Origin of the sequence: Prochlorococcus marinus CUG1435 (assembly GCA_017644375.1) — a bacterium.
In the GTDB taxonomy this organism is placed as follows: Bacteria; Cyanobacteriota; Cyanobacteriia; order PCC-6307; family Cyanobiaceae; genus Prochlorococcus_A; species Prochlorococcus_A marinus_AH.
In genome coordinates this window covers 1,032,396-1,051,997 of record JAEPLP010000001.1, presented here as the reverse complement: position 1 = coordinate 1,051,997, position 19,602 = coordinate 1,032,396, and the positions used below count along the sequence as shown (strand labels likewise).

At 30.7% G+C, this 19,602-nt stretch carries 21 protein-coding genes; 7 read left to right on the top strand and 14 right to left on the bottom strand.

Features of this window, described 5'->3' with window-relative positions; all coding sequences use genetic code 11:
- Positions 1-83: 83 nt before the first annotated feature.
- Entirely contained in the window at positions 84-1,226 is a 1,143-nt protein-coding gene (locus tag JJ844_05955; protein MBO6975216.1) for an aldo/keto reductase, read from the top strand.
- On the opposite strand, the gene JJ844_05950 is transcribed toward JJ844_05955, so the two are convergent.
- From JJ844_05950 to topA, 5 genes are read right to left on the bottom strand one after another with little or no spacing between them, the layout of a single operon-like run.
- Positions 1,215-2,213 carry a hypothetical protein gene (locus JJ844_05950; protein ID MBO6975215.1) on the bottom strand — a complete coding sequence of 333 codons (999 nt, stop codon included), beginning with the start codon at positions 2,211-2,213 and terminating at the stop codon, positions 1,215-1,217. The genes JJ844_05955 and JJ844_05950 overlap by 12 nt on opposite strands.
- On the bottom strand, positions 2,214-3,371 hold the full coding sequence (locus JJ844_05945; GenBank protein MBO6975214.1) for a TIGR00303 family protein: 1,158 nt from the start codon (positions 3,369-3,371) through the stop codon (positions 2,214-2,216).
- Positions 3,372-3,382: 11 nt separating this feature from the next.
- Positions 3,383-4,021 (bottom strand): DUF2232 domain-containing protein, encoded by a 639-nt coding sequence (locus JJ844_05940; protein MBO6975213.1) that lies wholly within the window; start codon positions 4,019-4,021, stop codon positions 3,383-3,385.
- Between the two features lie 27 nt (positions 4,022-4,048).
- Positions 4,049-4,645 (bottom strand): hypothetical protein, encoded by a 597-nt coding sequence (locus JJ844_05935; GenBank protein MBO6975212.1) that lies wholly within the window; start codon positions 4,643-4,645, stop codon positions 4,049-4,051.
- Positions 4,646-4,653: 8 nt separating this feature from the next.
- Positions 4,654-7,260, bottom strand: a complete 2,607-nt coding sequence (gene topA / locus JJ844_05930; GenBank protein MBO6975211.1) for a type I DNA topoisomerase — start codon at positions 7,258-7,260, stop codon at positions 4,654-4,656.
- Positions 7,261-7,435: 175 nt separating this feature from the next.
- On the opposite strand from topA, the gene JJ844_05925 reads away from it, so the two are divergent.
- Both JJ844_05925 and JJ844_05920 read left to right on the top strand, forming a co-directional pair.
- On the top strand, positions 7,436-8,956 hold the full coding sequence (locus tag JJ844_05925; protein MBO6975210.1) for an NAD(P)H-quinone oxidoreductase subunit N: 1,521 nt from the start codon (positions 7,436-7,438) through the stop codon (positions 8,954-8,956).
- A 16-nt stretch (positions 8,957-8,972) separates the two neighbouring features.
- The gene (locus JJ844_05920; protein ID MBO6975209.1) at positions 8,973-9,659 is read left to right on the top strand and encodes an ABC transporter ATP-binding protein; all 687 of its coding nucleotides are present in this window, start codon (positions 8,973-8,975) and stop codon (positions 9,657-9,659) included.
- Position 9,660: 1 nt separating this feature from the next.
- Here JJ844_05920 and JJ844_05915 read toward each other — a convergent pair whose 3' ends face one another.
- Entirely contained in the window at positions 9,661-10,410 is a 750-nt protein-coding gene (locus JJ844_05915; GenBank protein ID MBO6975208.1) for a biotin--[acetyl-CoA-carboxylase] ligase, read from the bottom strand.
- A 99-nt stretch (positions 10,411-10,509) separates the two neighbouring features.
- On the opposite strand from JJ844_05915, the gene JJ844_05910 reads away from it, so the two are divergent.
- Positions 10,510-10,971 carry a DUF721 domain-containing protein gene (locus tag JJ844_05910; GenBank protein MBO6975207.1) on the top strand — a complete coding sequence of 154 codons (462 nt, stop codon included), beginning with the start codon at positions 10,510-10,512 and terminating at the stop codon, positions 10,969-10,971.
- A gap of 5 nt (positions 10,972-10,976) precedes the next feature.
- Here the strand turns inward: JJ844_05910 and ubiE are convergent, their stop codons facing one another.
- Together ubiE and hisF are read right to left on the bottom strand one after the other, a co-directional pair.
- Positions 10,977-11,678 carry a bifunctional demethylmenaquinone methyltransferase/2-methoxy-6-polyprenyl-1,4-benzoquinol methylase UbiE gene (gene ubiE, locus JJ844_05905; GenBank protein ID MBO6975206.1) on the bottom strand — a complete coding sequence of 234 codons (702 nt, stop codon included), beginning with the start codon at positions 11,676-11,678 and terminating at the stop codon, positions 10,977-10,979.
- Positions 11,679-11,722: 44 nt separating this feature from the next.
- On the bottom strand, positions 11,723-12,493 hold the full coding sequence (gene hisF / locus JJ844_05900; GenBank protein ID MBO6975205.1) for an imidazole glycerol phosphate synthase subunit HisF: 771 nt from the start codon (positions 12,491-12,493) through the stop codon (positions 11,723-11,725).
- A 59-nt stretch (positions 12,494-12,552) separates the two neighbouring features.
- On the opposite strand from hisF, the gene JJ844_05895 reads away from it, so the two are divergent.
- Genes JJ844_05895 through JJ844_05885 form a run of 3 tightly spaced genes read left to right on the top strand, consistent with a single transcriptional unit; the run spans position 12,553 to position 15,498 of the window.
- Complete coding sequence (locus JJ844_05895; protein MBO6975204.1) at positions 12,553-12,777, top strand: DUF2862 domain-containing protein; 225 nt, start codon at positions 12,553-12,555, stop codon at positions 12,775-12,777.
- Between the two features lie 8 nt (positions 12,778-12,785).
- Entirely contained in the window at positions 12,786-13,733 is a 948-nt protein-coding gene (gene chlG / locus JJ844_05890; GenBank protein ID MBO6975203.1) for a chlorophyll synthase ChlG, read from the top strand.
- Between the two features lies 1 nt (position 13,734).
- Positions 13,735-15,498 carry a transglycosylase domain-containing protein gene (locus tag JJ844_05885; GenBank protein MBO6975202.1) on the top strand — a complete coding sequence of 588 codons (1,764 nt, stop codon included), beginning with the start codon at positions 13,735-13,737 and terminating at the stop codon, positions 15,496-15,498.
- Between the two features lie 14 nt (positions 15,499-15,512).
- Here JJ844_05885 and JJ844_05880 read toward each other — a convergent pair whose 3' ends face one another.
- The 6 genes from JJ844_05880 to JJ844_05855 all read right to left on the bottom strand — a co-directional run bounded on the left by JJ844_05880 (position 15,513) and on the right by JJ844_05855 (position 19,579).
- Entirely contained in the window at positions 15,513-16,829 is a 1,317-nt protein-coding gene (locus tag JJ844_05880; GenBank protein MBO6975201.1) for a 16S rRNA (cytosine(967)-C(5))-methyltransferase, read from the bottom strand.
- Positions 16,830-17,041: 212 nt separating this feature from the next.
- Positions 17,042-17,221, bottom strand: coding sequence for a hypothetical protein (locus JJ844_05875; GenBank protein MBO6975200.1), 180 nt, complete (start codon positions 17,219-17,221; stop codon positions 17,042-17,044).
- Positions 17,222-17,325: 104 nt separating this feature from the next.
- Positions 17,326-18,816 (bottom strand): cryptochrome/photolyase family protein, encoded by a 1,491-nt coding sequence (locus tag JJ844_05870; GenBank protein MBO6975199.1) that lies wholly within the window; start codon positions 18,814-18,816, stop codon positions 17,326-17,328.
- Positions 18,813-18,944: a DUF2256 domain-containing protein gene (locus JJ844_05865; protein ID MBO6975198.1), complete on the bottom strand. Its 132-nt coding sequence runs from the start codon at positions 18,942-18,944 to the stop codon at positions 18,813-18,815. Before JJ844_05865 ends, JJ844_05870 begins: the two co-directional genes overlap by 4 nt.
- A 3-nt stretch (positions 18,945-18,947) precedes the next feature.
- Entirely contained in the window at positions 18,948-19,184 is a 237-nt protein-coding gene (locus JJ844_05860) for a TIGR03643 family protein (protein ID MBO6975197.1), read from the bottom strand.
- A gap of 2 nt (positions 19,185-19,186) precedes the next feature.
- Positions 19,187-19,579, bottom strand: a complete 393-nt coding sequence (locus JJ844_05855; protein MBO6975196.1) for a DUF393 domain-containing protein — start codon at positions 19,577-19,579, stop codon at positions 19,187-19,189.
- Positions 19,580-19,602 lie beyond the last annotated feature (23 nt).

Genomic DNA, 19,602 nt, shown 5'->3' with positions numbered 1-19,602 from the left:
TTGTATTTACTTTAATTTACTTTAAATCATTTTCAACTATAAATAAATTAAAGAGTAAATAAAAAAAAACTGATTATATTTAGATGATTATTAATTCACAAAAAAGATCATTTGGTAGAGGGGCGAAAGTGAGCTTATTCACTTTAGGGACAATGCGAGCAACTGAAAGTCTCGAAAAAATGTATGGCATATTAAAAAATGCATACCATGTAGGAATCAACCACATTGAAACAGCGCCTTCTTATGGTGATGCTGAATCACTTATTGGAAATTCAATAAAAAAACTAGCATTAGAAGACAACATATCCGAAAAAAACTGGGTGATTACTACCAAAGTTTTACCAAAGGGTGATTTTAACTTTTTAAAAAAGAATTTTAAAAATTCCCTTAAAAATTTAAATCGCGAGAAAATTAATAATCTTGCAATTCATGGACTTAACTTAAAAAAACATCTAGATTGGGTTCTAGCGGGAGAAGGTAAGAAATTCATATTGTGGATACTTGAGAACGAACTAGTTGATCAAGTTGGTTTTAGTTCACATGGAAGTTATTCACTAATTAAAGAAGCAATTAACTGTGAAGTTTTTAGTTTTTGTAGTCTACATTTACATTACTTAGATCAATCCAAACTTACTTTGGCAGAGCAAGCTATTAAAAAAGGTATGGGAGTATTAGCAATATCGCCCGCTGATAAAGGCGGTAGATTATATTCTCCAAGTGATATTTTGTTAGAGGCCTCTAAGCCCTTTCATCCATTAGAATTAGCTTATCGATTTCTTTTAGCAAAAGGCATTACGACTTTATCCTTGGGGGCTACAAACAAAAAAGATTTTGAATTTGCTCATAAACTTAGAAACTCTTACGAAAGGCTAACAGCACCTGAAAAAAGAGCTCTCAATAAAATTGAGGAAGTGGCTAATCAAAGATTAAGCTCAACAAAATGTGAACAATGCAGATTTTGTCTTCCATGCCCAAATGAAATACCTATTCCAGAAATACTTCGTTTAAGGAATATATCTGTTGGTTATGGTCAATTAGAATTTTCAAAAGAAAGATACAATTTAATAGGAAAAGCTGGCCACTGGTGGGAAGAAAAAAATGCCTCCTTTTGTCAAGAATGTAATGAATGCGTTCCTAAATGTCCTAGTAAATTAGATATACCAAATTTATTAAAGCAAACCCATAACTTATTAATTGAAAGTCCTAAAAAAAGATTATGGGGTTAAAGATTCATCCCAGTCATTTTCAAGATTAATTTTTTGTTCATTTGTAAGTACAGGGAAAGACCAACTATTATCCCAACATTTCTTAGAAGGGCCTGATTTGGTGTATGTCTCAGAGTTATATTTACTTTGCAAATAATTACTACTGAATGGCAGATACCAACCCTGGCTTACTAATTTATCAACTATTGATTTATTTTCTAAAGATTTAATCCATTCGATTAAGATTGTATTATTTAGATTTGATCTACTAAGTAAAAAATGCCACATCAATGGTACTCCTTTGCTTGGGAAAACTAAAGAAAGCCTTGGATCTATTTTTAAATATTTTGAGCATAGGCTGTAAGGAACTATTGCGACACAAGCGTCAGAATTAATCAACCAATTGAGCATATTTTTATCATCAAATAACATCGCTTGGCTTTTAAGTTTTTTTAAAGAATTAGATGAATTAATTTTTTGAGCAATTGACAATATTATTCTGGGACTTTGCGGAAAAATAATTTTTCCAGTTAATTTTTTATTAAGAAGAAAATCCCAAGAATTTTTGGCAGAATTTATTAATTCTTTATTATTTTTTATGATGATTGCATAAGGTACCACACCAATAGGAAATAATTTACTTCTCTGATTATTATTAAAACTTCCCAAAAAATCTATCGATCTCTTATCCAAATTTTCGATGAGTGGATATTCATTTATTTTTTCGAACTCTGCAAAATCTATACTAGTAATCCATCCATCATTTATTAAAGTAAAGTCAGAATTAAAAATTGTGTTTCTATTTTTTTGTAGCTGGATACTTTCAAAATTAAATTTTTCCTGCTTCCAATCTTTTGGAATCATATCTTTAAAAGATTCTGGATAAAAAGAATTTTGAAGTGCAATTTTTACTTTATTATTAGGATTACTGCATGAGTTCAAGAGAAATAAAAGCGAAAGCTTACCACAATTTAAAAATTCTCTTCTGGTTGCAAATTTTGAAAACATTCAGCAATCCTTCTCTAAAGAAATTTGACCTAGGTACTTCATCATTTCCAGATTTTGTTGACACAATGAAACTATTTCTCTATTTTTAAATCCATATAAAAAAGCAAGCAATGATATTCCACCAGCACCTACACCTTCTTTTACATGACCTAATTCATAATCTTTCAATTCTTTGTATATTGATGATTTAAAATTTAAAGGACTTGCTAAACCTAATAATTTGACTTCATATTTTTCATTAATTAGATTTAATAAATCATTTAGAGAATTATCTTTTAAAAGCCAACCAGTTGTCGCAATAAAAACATCTTCAATAAAGTCATCTTTATTTTTTACATCTAAAAATTCTAATGCAAGCACAATGAGAGCTATCATCTGACTTCCGCCAGACAATATGACAGGTTGGCTTGCTAATCTGGCACCAATTAATAGACCCATTGAGAAAGCTTGGAAAGGATCACCTACTGCTGCAACAACATCAAAAGAGTCAAAATCAGTTTTGAGATTTGCGCTTAAAAGTCCTTTTTGCACTACTTTTCTTCTGAGTTCTCTTGGAGCTTTAAATAAACTACTCCCTACTAAATTAGAGACTCGCAAACCAAAAGCTTCCATTACTGCCTGAGCAGTTGTGGTACCCCCTGGTACAGATTCAGAAATTAAGATTGGTTGTTTTGATGATTTTCCTATCGCAAGACCTCTTTCATAGAGATTTATAACTCTCTCTTTGGACATAGATCTACCAGTAGTAAGACAATTTGATGGGCCCAAATCTCTATCTTCTACAACCAAATGATTAAAATAAGGCTTTACTCCTATTCCGAGAGGAACAATGACTGGATAAATATTTATAAGTTTTGAACAAACATGACTTATTAGGGCAGGAGTTACTCCTGCATTGAGTAGAGGCAATTTATATTTATGATCTTTAGAAGCACCTTTAAGCAAAAATTCGGCATCTGCCAGCGCAGTTTTTTTCCTTGATTTTGCATTAATACCTGCAGCAGAAATTCCTTGAATTTGAGATGTATTAGTGCCTGCAATTACAAGAAATATTTTGAAATTATTTATATTCTTTTTCATTATTTCTATCTTATTAAGTTTATTTTTTTTATTGGATTCATTACCAAAAAAATTTATCCCTAATTCTGTACTGTACATTCTTACTTTTTTCAATTATTTAGATCAATTAAGCTATTCAATAATCTTGGAGGATCTGGGATAGTTAATTTAAATCTAGGAAACAAAGAATAGGCAACTATATGTACAGTTAAAACATAAACTATTTCTTGAAAAATTATTAATAAAATTGCACCTAATTGGATACTCAAAATTGAGGGATATAGAGGTAAATTAAATAATCCAATTAACTTTTCTATTAGACCATAACTCGCTCTAGTAATTAAGACCCAAAGATTATCCCCAACCAATGTAGATAATGCTATTACGCGTAGTAAGAAGCCAAGGGTTCCAATAATAACTCCTAAAGTTAAACTAAGTCCCCAACTCTTTTCTTTAAACCAACACCACCCCAACCAAAAAGCCAAGATCCCATAAGGAAATAAAAATAAAGTTCCTCTAACAGGACCCATAATTATGAATAAAAGTAGAAATTGTATTAAGAGTCCTTCCAATGCAATTTTCGTTCCTCTTCTTAAGTGCAACAAAATAATTGGAAGGGGTAAAATCAACCTTAATAAAGCTCCTCCAATTGGCAAATAATATAGTGCTACCCATAATAAAGACGAAAGAGAAGCTAAATATGAGGTCTCAACAATATTTAATGCTTCAGTTTTTGTTGTTATTTTCATTTTTTTTTGAATATTTTTAATTAATTTTTATTCATACTTTAATTTTTGCGAATCTAAGATACGTTCAATCTTTTCTATTTCAAAATTTACCTCATAATTACTTAATATGGAACTTAACTCTTCCGTGGGATCTTTTGGATCTACATCTTTTAGGATGAATATTATTTTGTAAGATTGAAGCTCATTTTTTCTTTTTTTTGAAATTTTTTTAATTGTGTTATTTTTTTGTTTTGTTATCTTTTGCAAATTTATATCCTTTTTATTTTTTTGAAAATTTTTAGGATCTTCTAGATTTTCTATATTTTCTGCTATTTTAATTTTTTTATTTTTTTTGTCATCAATTTCTTTGTTTTCTTTTTCTAAATTTGTATTCTTTTTATTTTCTAAAGTATTTTTTGACTCTTGCACTTTTTTTATTTTTGTATTTTTTTTATAATCAATTTCTTTGTTTTCTCTTAATAAAAGTTTTTTATTTACTAAATTATTTTGTAAATTTTCATTTTGTCTTGTTTTTTCTAAATCATTAAAACTACTTTCAAGAAAATTTCCAATCCTCCCTCCAGAACATGATTGCAAGAAAATTAAAAAAATTAATAAAAAAAATTCTTTTTTTTTAAAAATCATATTTATTTCTAACTTTTCTTCTTACTTATAGTTTTTTTATTACTTATTTTTGTTTTTTTTAAAATAGAGGCTTTTTTATCTTTTAGTTTTTCTTCTAAAAGAGAAACGGCATCATCTATAGTAAATTTTTCTAAGTCAGTATCTTTGGGAATCGAAACATTAGTTTTGCCACATTTTAAATAGACCCCATATCTTCCATTTAATATTTGGATTTTTTCTTTAAATTCTTTCGGTTTTCCAAAGTCTTTAATTACCTCTTGACCGCCTCTACCCATTTTTGGCATCGCAAGAATTTCTAATGCTCTTTTTATATCAACTGTAAAAACATCATCCTCTTTCTTTAATGATCTGTTTTCAGATTCATTTTCATTTTTAATCCATTTAATATATGGTCCAAATCTTCCTCTATCAGCCTCAACAAAACCTCCTTCAGGATGAACTCCTAACAATCTAGGCAAACTTAATAGTACAAGAGCCTCATCTAGAGTTAGATCATCAGTTTTCAACTCTTTGGGTAATGAAGCTCTTCTAGGTTTAGCTTTATCTTGATCATTATTTCCCAATTGAACGTAAGGTCCATAAGGACCAAATCTTAAAAAGACTTTTTCCCCAGTTTTTGGATCAGTTCCAAGATCTGATGGGCCACTTAAAATTTGATCAACTTGCTTAATGTCTAAATCTCCAGGAGTTATATCCATTGGAAGATTACCTTTAGCCTGAATTTCATTACCAGATTCATCAATTTTTATACCCTCTAGCCAAGGGCCGTTAGAACCTATTCTGACTACGCAAGGCAGGTCTTCGAAATCAACTTGTCTATAAGCCTTACCATCAATATCACCCTCTGTTTTCTGAACTTTTACCTCTAGGCCATTTTTGCCTTTGTAGAAAGTCTCTAGGTATGGTAGCCACTCAAGATTGCCTGAAGATATTTCATCCAATGAAGACTCCATTTTAGCCGTAAAAGTAGTATCAACCAGATCAGGAAAATGTTCTTCTAATAGAGCAGTAACCGCAAAAGCTGTAAAAGTTGGCGCCAAAGTATTTGAAGATAAATTTGCATAACCTCTATCAACAATTGTCCCAATAATGCTTGCATAGGTAGAGGGTCTTCCAATTCCTTCTTTTTCAAGAACTTTAACTAATGCAGCCTCTGTATATCTAGCTGGCGGTTTGGTTTCATGAAAAGTAGATTCCTTATTAGTAACTTCAATACTTGTTCCAGTTGTTAGGTTTGGGAGAATAATTTCTTGCTGTTCAAGGGATGAACTCGGGTCATCACTTCCCTCGACATAAGCTCTGAAGAATCCTGCGAAATCAATACTTTTGCCGCTCGATTTAAATAATCCATCCCCCACACTAATTTCAGCATTAATCATTGTTAGCCTAGCTTCCGCCATTTGACTAGCTACAGTTCTTTTCCAAATTAAATCGTAAAGAGATAAGTCTCTACCAGTCAGATTAGTTTCCTTTGGTGTTTTAAATACCTCACCTGCCGGCCTAATAGCTTCGTGTGCTTCTTGAGCATTTCTTGCAGTTGAATTGAATTGTCTTGGTGAATTAGATAAATATTCTTTTCCGTACATAGAACTGACACATTCTCTAGCAGCTCTTATAGCTTGTTCGGAGAGATGAACTGAATCAGTCCTCATATATGTTATAAAACCTCTCTCATAAAGTCCTTGTGCACATCTCATAGTTTCCCTTGCAGACAAACGAAGCTTTCTGTTTGCTTCTTGTTGCAATGTACTTGTTGTAAATGGAGGAACTGGCTTACGAGTGGATGGTTTTTTTTCAATTTTTGAGACTACCCAATCTTCTGAAGAAAAAGTCTTCAATAAATCATTTACTTTTTCTTCTCCAATTATTAGAGATTTATTTCCTGGTTTTAATTTACCGGTCTGTTCATCGAAATCGGTACCATTAGAAATTCTTTGTCCGTTTAAACTGAATAATTTCGTTTCGAAAGTAACATTATCTTTTACTAGGGAAGCTTTAATCCCCCAGTAACTAGCTTTTTTAAAAGATCTTCTTTCTCTCTCTCTTCTAACAAGAAGTCTAACAGAAACTGATTGAACACGACCCGCAGATAATCGGGGAGCTACCTTCTTCCAAAGTAAAGGAGATAATTCATATCCAAAAAGCCTGTCCAAGATTCTTCTTGTTTCTTGTGCCTGAACAAGTTCCATATCAATTTCTCTTGTTTGGTCTAAAGCTTTATTAATTGCCTTTTTTGTAATTTCATGAAAAACCATTCTCTTAGTTGGTATTTTAGGCTTAAGTATTTGCAGGAGATGCCAACTAATACTCTCTCCCTCTCTATCTTCATCAGTTGCCAGTAATAGTTGGGTAGCACCTTTCAAAGCATCTTTCAGCTCTTTAACAACCTTTTTCTTATCTTTAGGAACTATGTAAAGTGGTTCAAAATCTTCCGTTGTATTTACTCCAATCCTTGACCATTTTTCCTTTTTAACTGCAGCAGGGATTTCAGCCGCCCCTTTTGGAAGATCTCTTACATGTCCCATTGAAGCAAGAACTTCATAATTAGAAGGCAAAAACTTTCTTATAGTTTTTGCTTTGGTGGGACTTTCAACAATAACAAGTGTGTGATCCAAGGTTTATTTCAAAAATTGGTGTTTTTGTTCAGTTAGGGCATATTATGATTATTTGAAACTTTTTCAAGTAATTTCTCTTGAAAATTTCAAAAATCATACCCACAAATTATAATCAAGTTAAGATTAACTCTTTGACCATTACAATCAATCATCTTATTTAATCCTATTTAATAAAGTGCCCAACGAAATCTTTACAATTAATCTAAATGCTCAAGCCATTATTCCAGAGGCTTTTATCTTACTAGGCATTGTTGGGACACTTCTTGTAGATTTGGCAGGAGAAAAAACTGCATCAAAGTGGGCACCAATAATTTGCTATTTATCAATTGGTAGCTCTCTTTTAAGTTTAGCCTTGCAATGGACTGATCCAGTAAATAGTGCATTTCTAGGTTCCTTTAATTCAGATAATTTAGCAATCGCATTTAGAGCAATAATAGCTTTATCAACTTTAGTTTCTTTACTTATTAGCTGGCGTTACACAGAACAAAGTGGAAGCCCTATTGGGGAGTTCGCAGCGATAGTTCTTTCGGCAACTCTTGGAGCAATGCTTTTGTGTGGATCCACTGACCTTATTAGTGTATTTATATCACTTGAGACTTTATCTGTAGCGAGCTATTTACTTTCTGGTTATCTCAAGAGAGATCCAAGAAGTTCAGAAGCAGCTTTAAAATACTTGCTTGTTGGGTCAGCTGCTGCTGCTGTCTATTTGTATGGCTCCTCTTTTCTTTATGGATTAAGTGGTTCAACAAACTTAACAACTATTGGTTTAGAGATTATAAATAAACCCTCCTTCATCACTTCTCTAGCTCTCGTATTTGTCTTATCAACTGTTGCTTTTAAAATTGCTGCAGTTCCCTTTCATCAATGGACTCCTGATGTTTATGAAGGATCACCTACACCTGTAGTTGCTTTTTTATCCGTCGGTTCAAAGACAGCAGGTTTTGCTTTTGCGATAAGAATATTAAGCACTACTTTCTCTTCATTCGATGAAGAATGGAAACTATTATTTACTATTTTGGCCATCTTGAGCATGGCTCTAGGAAATGTTGTAGCGCTAGCTCAAACCTCAATGAAAAGGATGTTAGCTTACAGTTCTATTGGACAAGCAGGATTTGTAATGATCGGAATAGTATCTGGGACACAAGATGGTTTATCAGCCGCTGTTTTATATTTGGCTGCATATTTATTTATGAATCTGGGAGCATTTTCATGTGTAATACTCTTCTCACTAAGAACTGGTTCTGACAGAATTATTGATTACTCTGGACTTTATCAAAAAGATCCTCTCATCACATTAGGTTTAAGCCTTTGTCTCCTATCTCTTGGAGGTTTACCTCCAATGTTAGGATTTTTTGGAAAGATCTATTTGTTCTTTGCAGGTTGGGCAAATCATCAATATCTACTAGTAATCGTTGGATTAGTAACTTCAGTTATATCTATCTATTACTATATTTCAGTGATCAAAATGATGGTGGTTAAAGAGCCACAAGAAGCTTCTGAAATAGTCAAATCATATCCTGAAATAAACTGGGGAATTGTAGGATTACCTCCCTTAAGAATTGCGCTTTATACTTGCGTAGCGGTAACCGCTCTTGGAGGAATTCTATCTAATCCTCTTTTTAAATTAGCTAATACAGCAGTTTCAGAGACTCCTTTCTTAAAAGATATTATTGCAACAGCAAACAATATTTCCTAGAAGAAGTCTTCAATAAATGTCTAAGAAAGTCGCTAGTTTAGAAAATTTATCTAAAACATATGGGAAAGAGGATCTAACTGTTAAAGCCTTAGACAACATAAACTTAGAAATTTATAAAGGTGATTATTTAGCTGTAATGGGAGCTAGTGGCTCAGGCAAAAGTACAGCTATGAATATTATTGGATGTCTAGATAGACCATCTGAAGGTATTTATAAATTAAATGGTATTCCTGTTGAGAACTTATCCGATGATGAGCTCGCGGAAATACGTAACCAAAAATTAGGCTTCGTTTTTCAACAATTTCATCTTCTTTCAGATGCAACTGCCCTTGAAAACGTAACTTTGCCTATGATTTATGCTGGTATTGAGCCTGAGCAAAGATTAGAACGAGGTAAAAATGCCTTAAAAAAAGTTGGCCTTTCAGAAAGAATGAATAATCGCCCAAACCAACTATCCGGAGGTCAACAACAAAGAGTTGCAATTGCGAGGGCTATTATAAATAACCCTGCAATTTTGTTAGCAGACGAACCTACTGGAGCACTAGATTCAAAAACTACTGAAGATGTATTAGATCTTTTTGACAAACTGCATGAATCTGGAATTACTATAGTTTTAGTTACACACGAAGATGAAGTTGCAAATCGAGCAAAAAAAATAGCCAAATTCAAGGATGGAAGAATAGTTGAATTAAAAGTTAATTAATTTAAAACCTTCTAATTAACTTAAGTTGAGTTTCATTTTCAATTCTTAAATTCCCATTTAAATCAATATCTTTAATTTTCCATGTATTAGGACAATAACCACTAGGTAAAAAACTTTTGGAAAGAAACTTATTTGCAGATTCAATCACATATTCTTTCTTCTTATTACATTCAATTGAATCATGAAAAGCTTTAAGAACTTTAGCTGTCCAATAATGTTGATTAATATTCTTAGTTTGAAGTATTTTTGATAATGAAATACCCTCTGATGGAGTGTAATTTAAGACATTCATACCAAGTCCGATTCTTACATAGATAATTTCTTTGCCTCTAGTTATCACCCTTGGTAAAAATCCAATCAACTTTTTTGAACCAAAAAAAATATCATTTGGCCATTTCAAACAAACATCTACATTCTCTTGTCTAAGCATTTCACATATCTTGACACCTAAAGACAAATTAAATATTTGACTTGCAAATTCTTTTGAGAATATTGGATAAGCTGCACTTAACCAAATCCCGCCTTTTGGAGAAACCCAAGTTTTTGAGTTTTGGCCAAACCCTGAGAATTGTTCTCTTGCGATTATCGCTACTGGCTGATTTTTCTTTATTTCAGAATATCCAAGTAAGTTTGTTAGCTCATTTTCGGTACTTTTACATTTTATTTTGTAAAGAAGTCTCCAACTTGGATATTGACCCTGAATCTTTTTTAAATAAAAAACTGTCTTAGCTGCAGATCCAATAACTTTCACAAATTCTTTATTAAAACAACAAGCATCTTTTTGAAGATTAGACTAACTTTAGTCTTAATAAGTAAATTTTACAAATTGGACAAAAAGTATTTGCCAATAGTGAATAGAAGGTATCCAGATCCATTAAAAAATTGTCTTGATAATTTCAAAAAATCATGGGGTGACTTAGATAAACTTTCTAAAATCAACGAAAACTGGAAGAACTTAATCGGTTTGGAGCTATTTCAAGAATGCAAACCATTAAATATTGAAAACAAAATACTTACTATTGCAGTAAATCATCCACAGTGGCGCCAAGCCTTAATCTATAACAAGCATAAATTAAAAGAGAGAATCGAGAAAATTGGGATAACTTTGAATGAAATAAAAATAATACAAAATTATGAAATTAAAAATAAAATTATTAAAGCTACTAATGCAAAGGTAGTTTGGGCAAAACATCCAAGCAGAATCCATCAAAATAATATGTGCATTTGTACTCTCTGTAATGCCCCAACTCCTGAGGGCGAAATTAAAAGATGGGGGAAGTGTTCTTTTTGTTGGAGAAAAAAAAATAACTAAATTCTTTATTTATTTAAAATTAGTATTCCCATTTGCCCGCCCAAAATAGTTCTATATTCAGCTTTTACAAATCCAACTTCCTTAGCAATGTTTATAAGCTCATTTTTCTTTGGAAAATTTCTAATACTTTTTTCAATATATGCGTACTCTGGACCTAAATCAAAAAGCCGCGAAATGGTTACTACAATAAATTTCAAATAAATTTTCTGAAAAATATTTGATAAAGAATTTTTTGTTGAGTGATTAAAATCCAGGAATCCTGCCCTTCCTTTATCCTTCAAAAGATAAAAAACTTTTTTTATTCCTTCTTCAACATTATTCAAGTTTCTTAGTCCATATGACATACAAATCCCATCAAAATTTTTTGAATAATCATTTATTTCTAAAACATCTTTAATTTCCCATTTAATAAATTTATTGTTTTTTAGTTCTGATTTTTTCTTTGCAATATTTAAGATATCCTCTGCACTATCAATCCCTGTAATTGAGCCCATTGGACTAACTCTTTCAGAAATTAAGAATGCTAAATCTCCAGTTCCACAGCATAAATCAGCCCAATCTTCACCATTTAAAGGTTCCAATAAGTTAACTAATTTTCTTTTCCATAATCTGTGCAGACCAAAACTTAATAGATTATTTAAAAAGTCATATTTATAAGAAATCTTATTAAATATATTTTTGACTTCGATAGTTTTTGTGAATTTCATTTTTTAACTTTAAAGTAATTTCTTTTTGGGATAAATTTAAATTTTTATTCATATGGTCTAATTGGAAGATTTTTTTCGAGGAGGAAAGCTTTTATTTCTTGTAAAGTAAGTTTCTTATCATGAAGTAATGATGCTAAAAGTGCTGCTGATGCCCTGCCTTCTTTGAAAACATCATAGATATCTTCTAAAGAGCCTGCTCCTCCTGAAGCAATTACTGGAATGTCAACAATCTTAGCAACGGATTCTGTCAAATTTAAATCATATCCATTCTGAGTTCCATCACCATCCATTGAAGTTAGTAAAATTTCCCCTGCGCCTAATTCCTCAACTTTTTTTGCCCAACTTAATACATCTATTCCAGTATTGTCTCGCCCACCTTTTACATATACCTCCCATTCATCAACCTTGTTAACTTTTCTTCTAGCATCAATTGCTATTACGATGCATTGATTACCAAATTCACTAGAACTTTTAGCAATTAATTCAGGATTTCTAACAGCTGAGGAATTCAAACTCACTTTATCCGCTCCCGCTCTTAAAAGATCATTAATAGAAGAAACAGAATCTATACCTCCACCTACAGTAAAAGGGATTTTGACTGATTTTGCTGTCCTAGAAACAAGGTCAACTAATGTATTCCTATTTTCAACACTTGCTCTAATATCTAAAAATACTAATTCATCTGCGCCTTCATCAGAATACCTACAAGCTAATTCAACAGGATCGCCTGAGTCTCTTAAGTTAACAAAATTTACACCTTTAACCACTCTGCCATTGGCGACATCTAAACAAGGAATTAAACGAAGAGCTACCATTTTAGTAAAAATTGTCCAAATGCTGTTAATCTTGCATAATAGCTTCCATTTTACCTCTTATGGCTGAAACAAAATTATTACCCAAAATCGGTAGTAAAATCAAAATTAACATTAACAAAGTAAAAGATAGACTACCAGCGAAATTAATTGATCAAATATCCTCTAATCCTAAAGCCGTAATAACAGGCTATAAAATGACAGATGGCAGGAGTATTGGAATCACCGCAAAATTTCAGAATGGTGAGCAAAACTGGTTTTTCCCAGAAGAAATTGAGAAAGGTTAAAGAGTAAAGTGAATGATCCAAAACAACTATTAGGAATTAAGGGCGCCTCTGAAACTTCAAGTATATGGAAGCTCCGAATACAGTTAATGAAGCCAATTACTTGGATCCCTTTGATATGGGGTGTTATTTGTGGTGCAGCTGCAAGTGGAAATTTTGAATGGACATTTAGTAATGTTTTAGCTTCACTGGCATGCATGTTAATGAGTGGACCACTTCTGGCAGGTTATACACAAACCATAAATGATTTTTTTGATAAAGAAATTGACGCAATTAACGAACCAAACAGACCAATTCCTTCTGGAAAAATTTCAATTAAAGATGTAAAAATTCAAATCTGGGTATTACTTATTGCAGGCTTATTAGTTGCTTATCTATTAGATTTATATGCTCAACATAAATTTCCCTCCGTCTTACTTTTAGCATTAGGAGGATCTTTTGTTAGTTATATATATTCTGCTCCGCCCCTTAAATTAAAACAAAATGGTTGGCTAGGGAATTATGCATTAGGCGCATCATATATAGCTTTACCTTGGTGGGCAGGACAAGCCTTGTTTGGGAAATTAACTTTTGTGACGGCATTACTAACACTTGCTTACAGCCTCTCTGGACTTGGTATTGCTGTTATTAATGATTTCAAAAGCGTTGAAGGAGACTCAAAGCTAGGCTTGAATTCGTTACCAGTAGTATTTGGAATTAAAAATGCAAGTAGAATTAGTGCAGGACTAATCGACATTTTTCAATTAGCGATGGTTGTAGTGTTAGTCATTATTGGTCAACATTTAGCCTCTGTAATTTTAGTTTTATTGGTAATTCCACAAATTACATTTCAAGATATGTGGTTACTAAGAGATCCTCTAAAGTTTGATGTCAAATATCAAGCAAGTGCCCAACCCTTTCTTATCACTGGGATGTTAGTCACAGCTTTAGCGATAGGACATAGTTTTTTAGTTGCTTAGGGTGCAAAAGATTAAATCTAAATCTATTGTTTTAATAATTCCAATATTAATTTTTTCTGGAATATCCTTTTATATATATAGTCTAATAATTACTACATTAAATTTTGACATATCTAAAAATAAAAGATCTCGCTCAACCAATTATTCTTATTTAATATTATCTTCTGATAATAAGATACTAAGCAAATTAAGCCGCAAATTTGAAATAGATAATAGTCAAAATAAAATTCCACTTTTTTTAAAACATGCTTTTATATCTTCTGAAGATAAAAGATTTTATAAACATAACGGAATAGATTTAAAAAGTATTTCACGTGCACTTTTTCAAAATATTAGAAGTGGTTATGTAAAAGAGGGAGGAAGTACGATAACTCAACAAGTTTCTAGATTACTTTTTCTAAATAATGACTTAAGTTTTCAAAGGAAAATCAAAGAAATATTTATATCCCTCATACTTGAATTTAGATATGACAAAAATCAAATTTTAAAATTATATTTAAATAATATTTATTTAGGATCAGGCGCATACGGGGTTAACGAGGCTTCCCAAGTTTATTTTGGAAAACTTATAGAAGAATTGACATTATCTGAGATCGCATTAATTGCAGGATTAGCTCCAGCTCCATCAATTTATTCACCTTATCAAAATATAAAACTAGCTATTAAAAATAGAAATAAAGTTCTTGAATCAATGTATGTTGATGGATATATTTCTCTTGAAAATAAGAATAAGGCTATTAAAGAGAAATTAAATTTAAATTATCAAACAGCTTCTAATTTTTTAGATGATAAATTACTAATAAATTTTATTCTTGAGGAAACAGATAAAAAAATTGAAAATAAAAATGATTATAAGTTTTTAAGGATTAAATCTTCTATCATTAAAGATTGGCAAGATAAAGCCCAAAAAATTTCAAGATATGTTGTACCTAAAGAACTCGAAATTGCTCTTTTATCAATCGAATCAAACACCGGACTAATCAGGACGATGATAACAAGCAGAAATCCATCAATTAATGAATATAATAGAGTGATTTCGTCTGTAAGACCTTTAGGTTCTACTTTTAAAATAATTCCTTATGCTGCTGCATTAATAGAAGGGATAAAATTAAGTGATAAATTTGAAGACTTGCCAAAATGCTGGGAGGGTTATTGCCCAAAAAATTTTTCCAAAGAGTATAGAGGTTCAATATCTTTGATTGAATCTTTTAAAAGTTCATCCAATATAGTTCCAATATCAATAACAAAAAAAATCGGTTTAAAAAATATTATTAATCTAGCTAATTCTTTTGGTCTAGGTTATGAGCAAAAATTCGAGGAATTCCCATCATTGGCTATTGGTTCCTATGGAGATAATCTCCTTAACATTACAAATGCATATTCTGCAATAAATAATAATGGGAATATACAAAGCCCTAACATCTTAGAAAAAATAGAATCTTTTAATAGGCAATCTATTTGGGAAAACAAATCTATTTCCAAGAAAATATTAGATTTAAAAGTAAACAAGAAAATAAATAAACTTCTTGAAAAATCTGTAAATGAAGGCACTTCAAAAGCAGCTTCTATAAATGGGAAGCAAATTTATGGAAAAACAGGAACATCAGATGGAAATAAAGATCTCTGGTTTATTGGTTCAATTGATAATCTTACAACAGGTGTCTGGATAGGTTACGACGATAACAAAGAATCTGAATTATCTAGTGGAAATGCAGCTTATTTATGGAAAAAATTTATATCTGAAATTTATAAAATCCCGATTTAAAATAAATTTCATTTTTAAGATTTATAAGAAATTATTGCAGAATAAAATCCATCACCAGGATAGTCTAAGCTAGGTAAAATTTGCTTTTGGCTAACCAACTTTAAAACTTCGTTTTTTTCAATAAATCTCTCAATTAATAAATTATTTTCATCAGGACAGATAGTACAAGTTGAATAAACTAAAGTTCCAGCTTTTTTTAAAAGAGGAAAAATATTTTCTAATAGTTTTTCCTGCAATAAAGTTAAAGATTTTATTTTTTCTTTACTTAAAGACCATCTAGAATCTGGATTCCTGGAAAGAGTTCCAATGCCAGAACAGGGAGCATCTAATAAAATTTTATCAAAATAGGATATAAACTTAGGATTTAATTCAATCAAATTCGCAGCATCAGCCTGAAGGGTATTAACAGATTTCAAATTTAATCTTTCTAAATTTGATTGCAGTATTTTCAATCTTTTTGCTGATCTGTCTACAGCAAGGATTTCAGCATTGTCATTTGCTAATTCTGCTAGGTGGGTAGACTTACTTCCTGGCGCTGCACAAGCATCTAAAATCTTTTCACCTTCTTTTGGATTTAAAAGAGGGGCTATCCACTGAGAAGATCTATCTTGAATTGTCCAAAGTCCATCACTATATCCTGGTAAATTTTTAATAGATCTTGGATTAGATTTTAAAGTAATTCCATTATTTAATTCATTAATAATTTCTGCATCAATTTTATTTTTATGAAGTACTTTCAGAAATTCATCTAAATCAGTTTTTAGTGGATTAATTCTTAAATCAATTGAAGGTTTTTTATTAAATGCTTTAACAATATTTTCACCCTTGCTATTGCCTAACCATTCATAAAGATCATTTACAAGCCATAATGGCAATGACTCTAGATATGAGATTCTTTCTTTTTTATCAGAAGATAATTTTGGAAAAATTTCATCTTTTAATTTCCTAGATGCATTTCTCAATATCGCATTAACAGTTCCTGCTAAACCCTTTAAATCTGTTTGTTTTGCTACTTCTACAGTGGTTGAAATAGCTGCAGGAAATGGAATTTTATCCATTTTCAATAGTTGATATAAACCTATATGTAAAAGCCATCTTAATTTTGGAGGCTGCTTTTTATGAGTTATTTTTGATGTATGATCCACCCAAAGATCAAGAAATTTTCTATACCTTATACATCCAAAAGATAATTCAGTAATAAAAGCAATATCAAGAGGATTAAATTGATAATTTTTTAAAACCTTATCAAGAGCATGATCAGAAAAATCACCATTACTAACTTTTAATAAAATTTCCCAAGCTGCTTTCCTTTGCAAATATCCTATGCTCAAAATATAAATTTATTTTAAAGATAACTTTAATATACAAAAAATTTAAAAATTTAAACTACTTTTTCTATTGAGGAATTGAACCAAATAAAACCCAAGATTGATATAAGTGTCAAATTAAATCCTAAAAAAAGAAAGATATTTAAAGAATGAATTTTTTCCCGAAAAAATAATTTTTTCTCTTCTTTATACTTCATTAATAAAATAAAACTTAATCAGGTATTCAATCGGCATCCTATATTTATAAAGCCTGCATCAAGCATTCTTCCTAGCTTGATGGCTATAGATTCCTCTAACCTTGAAAAATTAGATTGATGGGTTGTTATCCAATCTAATTCAGAAAAAGTGATGATACCAGTCAAATTACTTTTCAAAAAAAGTATTCCAATACTCATTTTTTGGTTAAATCTAATTTAAAATAACATCGGTCTGTAATATTTCGTAATAATATAATATTCTTTTAATTTTTCAAAAGCAACTGTAGGTTATCACTATTAATTTATTGAATATCTCTTAAAAATTTATCGGCTGTTTCTAAGTGATTATTTAATTTTTCCTCTGACATTTTATCGAGATTTCTCGTTAACATTGCCAGGCGATATTGCTTTCTAAAAAAGCTTTCATTATCTTTAATAAATTTCCAAAATAAGCCATCCCATATTTCACACCAGGGGCCACTTTTAAAATTAGACATTTTTTTAACATAATTAGAGCTTGATATATATGGTTTTGTTGAAAAGATACCTCCATCACTAAACTGACTCATTCCGTAAACATTTGGGACCATAACCCAATCGTAGGAATCAATAAACATTTCCATAAACCATTTATAAACTTGATTGGGGTGAATTCTACATAGAAGCATGAAGTTACCAATAATCATTAACCTTTCAATGTGGTGACAATAACCATATTTAATAATATTTTTTATAACAACGTCTACTGGTTCAATTCCTGTATTTCCTTGATAAAAAGATTCTGGAATTGGCTTATTTTCAAAATTCCAAAAATTACTGTTTCGCATCTTTGTTCCATACTTTTTATAGACTAGACAAATAAATTCTCTCCATCCAATAATTTGACGAATAAAACCCTCTAAAGAATTAATAGAAACATTATTATTTTTTGCAAAAAGTAATGCTTTATTTACTACTACATCTGGAGTTAATAAGCCGCTATTTAGAAGAGGAGAAAGTAAACTATGCCATAAAAAAGAATTTTCTCTAGAAATAGCATCCTCATAATCTCCAAATAAGAAAAATCTATGTTTAAAAAAATAATTTAACCATTCATCTGCCTCATCAAAATTAGTTGGATATAAAAAGTTATTACTTTCTCCAATAAACTCAATATCAAAATTGGCTAATGACCTTTCTGCATTAACTACAAATTTATTTTTTTTTAATTTAGGAGTATCAGGTATATTAATTTTTTTTGGTAATTTTTTTCTGTTCATTTCATCGAAACTCCATTTACCACCTTCAGGTGTATCATCCGAATTAACTAATATCTTTTGGCTCTTTCTTTGATTCTCGTAAAATCTCCCCATAAGAGGTTTTTTTGTATTTGATACAAATAACTCTTTTAAATCTTCACTACTCATAAACATAGGAGAAGGCAAAAGATTTAAAGCTAAATTATTACTTTCAACAAAATTATTAATCCTCTTCATTATTAAAAAATCATGGGGGTCAATGAGATTGATTTTTTGATATTTATTTTTAATAAATTCCGATAAGTAATCAACTGTAGAAATATTTTTCTTGTTTTCGATATATAAAACTTTAAAGCCAGATATTTCTAAATATTTTTTATAAGCAAGCATAGAAGCTCTATGAAAAACTAACTTATTTTTGTGGTTAATTAATTTATGAAATTTATCATTTCCAAAAAATAATGAGTCTTCCAAAATAAAAATTTCACAATTTATTTTTAAGATTGGGCTTTCTCTAAAAAGTTGATTCGGAAAAATAATTGATACTTGTTTCATCTTTGCGATTTCCTGTTACTGCATCTTTTTGAACAGTAGATAACCTCATCCCAACAGCTTTTCCATTTTTTACGCCATTCGAATGGCCTATTACAAACAGGACAAGTTTTGGTAGAGAGATTTTTCAAAATCTATAGTTTTCTTTTATGAGTAGATTTAAATCTAGTTGAATCTTTAAGCGCCATATGTTTTGTATTTCTTCCCGAAACTCTCTTTCTCCAGACTTTGAAGGATTTGGGTTTAAGGTTTTGACGCATAATTTTTATCGCATCTTCTTCTTTTAAACCAAATTGATACTTTATAGCTTCAAACGGTGTTCTATCTTCCCAACACATTTCTATTATTCTGTCTATATCGATATTTTCCATATTTATTGTTCACATTGGGAGGTACAAAGTTTTTCAATATCTGATCTACCTGTAATTTGAAGTCTGTATTTTGCCCAATATCTGTAAACCAGTCTTAATATGGGAGATAAGAATTTAATCTTCAAGGGATAATAAACCCAACCTAAACCAACTAATTCATAAGAATATGCAATCACATCTAGTCCCCTAATAATTTCATCATTTTCCATAATCCCATGCAAGTTTGACATAGCTTCTGAATATGAGATGCCCATAAAAAGATTGTGATCGTAATCCTTACTATTAATATCTATAAATGAAATCTGATTTGAGATATCTCTCTTTTTTAGAAAATTTGTTTCTCTTAAACAAAGTGGACAGCCACCGTCGAATAAAAAGGTTAATTTTTTTTTCATATTTTTATACAAATATAGAAATT